2 protein-coding genes are annotated in these 3184 nt (G+C 39.7%); both read right to left on the reverse strand.

The features are described 5' to 3' along the window. Window positions 1-664: hypothetical protein (locus tag AAC037_RS22520; protein WP_339905783.1), on the reverse strand; the 664-nt coding region annotated here is incomplete at its 3' end. Between the two features lie 379 nt (window positions 665-1043). After that, window positions 1044-3184 (reverse strand): helix-turn-helix domain-containing protein (locus AAC037_RS22525; RefSeq protein ID WP_339905785.1); only part of this gene is annotated, 2141 nt, incomplete at its 5' end.

Genomic DNA, 3184 nt, shown 5'->3' on the forward strand with positions numbered 1-3184 from the left:
CTATCTCCAATGGTTCATATTTGCTATAATAGCTTTCTGCCCCTGCGATAATTGGGCTTATCTTTATTTCTCGGCTATCGCCAATAAAATCGAACATGATTTCGTCGTATTGGTTATTGATGAACCAGGTTTCATTATATTTTCCCGTAACATTGGTCATCACTTTTTTGTTTCCGTATTCCCCAGGTTTAAGTTTGATAATCATCCGGTATCTTTGTCCGGCCTCTGGATTGAATTGCAAAACCAGAAACCTCATTTCCGGAAGAAACCCTGGTGCTCCATTGTTTACTCGCGGATAATATTTGTTTTCTGGATACACACTGATGTATCTGGGGGACTGCTCAAATTTTCCAAAATATGACACTACCTTCATATCCTTGTCCGTCATTCGTCCAGGTTTGATTTCCCAAGATTTGTTGAATTTAAGTTTCAAAAGGGCTGATCGATCATAGGTCGTTGCTGGAAGTTTGGCAATTTGCTCTGCGTTAAGGCCTTGAAATTTCTTAACTTCTATTCTTTGGGGCTTGGCAATGGTCTTGGTGCTTAAGTCTATTTTTTGGGTCTTTGAAATGTCAATACTTGTTTTCTTGGGCAGCTTTTGGGCATGTAGCGCACATAGTCCCATTAACATTGTAATTAATGCCATTTTTACTGTTGCTTTCATAATGATGGTGAGTTAAAATTTTTGTTTGCATTATTGATTTTTATTTCCTCCTTGGACTATTCTTTAGAGAAATGTGTGCTTTTGATGACGTTATTTTTATTAATGATCTTTAGCTTGTATTTTCCCTTTTCCAATTTGTTCACGTTCAAATAGATCTCATATCGGGGAACTTCATCAAGTATGCCTTCATACCTCTTTTTCTTCATGGTGATATGAAGTGTTTTGTGTTAGTCAATCGGTAAGGTTGAATGAATTTATTGTGTGTTAATCATTCAACTCTGGAGCAAACATAATGGTGTGAGGGGGGAGGGGCTATGAATTATGTATCAAAGCCTATGAAATATGTAACAGGGCACGAAAACCTTTGCCCGAAAAGGACTTAAGAAGATTGGTTTTTACTGAATTCAGAGGGGGAGGTTCCATAAGTTTCCCTAAAACACTTTGTAAAGTAGGAATGATCGTTAAAGCCGACCTGATAGCCAATTTCAGAGATATTGACATCACTTTTTTGTAGTAGCGAAGCTGCCAATTTTAACCTTTGGCCGCGAATAAATTCCGTAGTGGTCTGTCCCGTGAGCGCTTTTAACTTTCGGTGCAGTTGCATTCTGCTCATACCCAAAGCTTTTGCAAAATCTTTTGAATTAAAGTCTGACGCCACCAAATGATTGTCCAAAACATTTTGAAGAGATGCTAGGAAGCGTTCATCATAAGAACTGATGGAGATATCCTTTGGGGTTAAAATGACCTCTTGACTAAAACGCTCTTGTAGTTTTCTACGACTTTCCAATAAGTTTTTTACAGTCTGTTTTAAAATTTTGTTGTTGAACGGTTTGGTCAGGTAGGCATCGGCACCTGTTTCCAATCCTGCCAGTCTATTCTCATCACCGGCCTTGGCGGTGAGCATTAGAATGGGAATGTGGGACGTAGTGTCATTGGTCTTACAATTTTCGGTCAATTTCAGTCCGCCCTCCTCGGGCATCATCAGATCGGTTATTATAAGATCGGGTACATGCTTCAGCGCTTTTTGAAAACCTATGCTTCCATTAGCGGCCGTAACAATATTGAATTCAGTATCAAAAATAGAGGAAACATAGGAGCGTAAATCTTCATTATCATCCACAATCAATATAATGTCCCGACTCTCATTGCTTTCTATGATCGATGCTTTACTTTCATCTTCAACGGTATCCATATTTTCTTGATAGGCTTCCTCCAAAGGTTTTGGTATAGAATCCTTCCTCTTTTCTTCGCTTGAGTATTGGGTCTCAAGAATTGGGATCTCTATATGAAAAGAAACACTATTGGCACTGCTTTCGGCCTCAATGTTCCCTTTGTGCAACTCGACAAGTTCTTTGGTGAGTGCCAGTCCAATACCTGTGCCTCTTTTATTGCTGTGAATTTGGTGAAACCGGTTGAATATTTCCTTCAATTCTTTCTTTGTTAGTGAGACACCTGTATTTTTTACTGATAATGAGAGGTTGCCCTGTGCTATTTCCGCCTCAAAATTTATCTGGGCATTTTGTGGACTGTATTTTAGTGCATTGCCCATAAGATTACCAACAACTTTCTGAAGTATATCAGTATCAAACCAATAATGATTTTCATCTATGGAGATTTTAATTTGGAGGCGTTGGGACTTTTTTTGGGCGCTGAACAGAAACGACTCTGCCTGGGATTTCAAAAAAGTAGACAATAATGCTTTGCTGACATTCAGTTTGTAAAAACCTGACTTAAGTTTAGATAGGTCCAGCAACTGGTCGACCAAAGTGGCGAGCTGTTGGGTGTTCTTTTTGGCAATGGTCAGGTTCCGTCTATCTTCTTGGCTTAGTCCTGCACGCTCCAGTTGCTGTTCTACCGGGCCCTGTATCAAAGACAAAGGTGTGCGCAGCTCATGGGATATATTGGCAAAGAAATTTGATTTGGCCACATCCAGCTCTCTTAATTTTTTGTTCGTTTTTTGATGGTTACGATAAAGCACAAAGAGAAACAATCCTGCTAAAGATGTTAAACCTAGTCCTCCCAAAAAAAGATTGCGCTGGTTCCTTTTTTGCTGTTCGGCAAGTTCATTTTGTGATTTTAATAGCGCAATTTCTTGCTCCCTTTTTTGTGTTTGATATTTGGCTTCCAGGTCCAATGCAAGACTTTTCTGCTTGCGGACCTCCAGAGAATCTTGGTGAACCAATGATAGTCTGTAGAATTTGACTGCTTGCTCAAAGTCTCCGGTTCTTCCGTAAGATTCTGCAAGGCTTTTGGTGACTCCTAGCAAAATACCGCTAGAACCGGCATCGGACTGTTCAAAATAGTCATACGCCTCTTCCAAATATGGGATGGCCTCTTTATAGCTGTTAATTCTTTGAAGAAACCCTGCGTAGACCCTATTGGCATTTGCAATTTGATGCGGGTCTCCTGTGCCGGTGAGAAGGGTAAGTCTTTTTTTATAATAGGCATCGGCTTGATCATAATTTTTTAGGTCCGTCTCTATAATACCCAAAGACCAATAAATGTTAGCTACGTTTTCAA

The sequence above is a fragment of the uncultured Cyclobacterium sp. genome, assembly GCF_963976465.1.
Lineage (GTDB): Bacteria > Bacteroidota > Bacteroidia > Cytophagales > Cyclobacteriaceae > Cyclobacterium.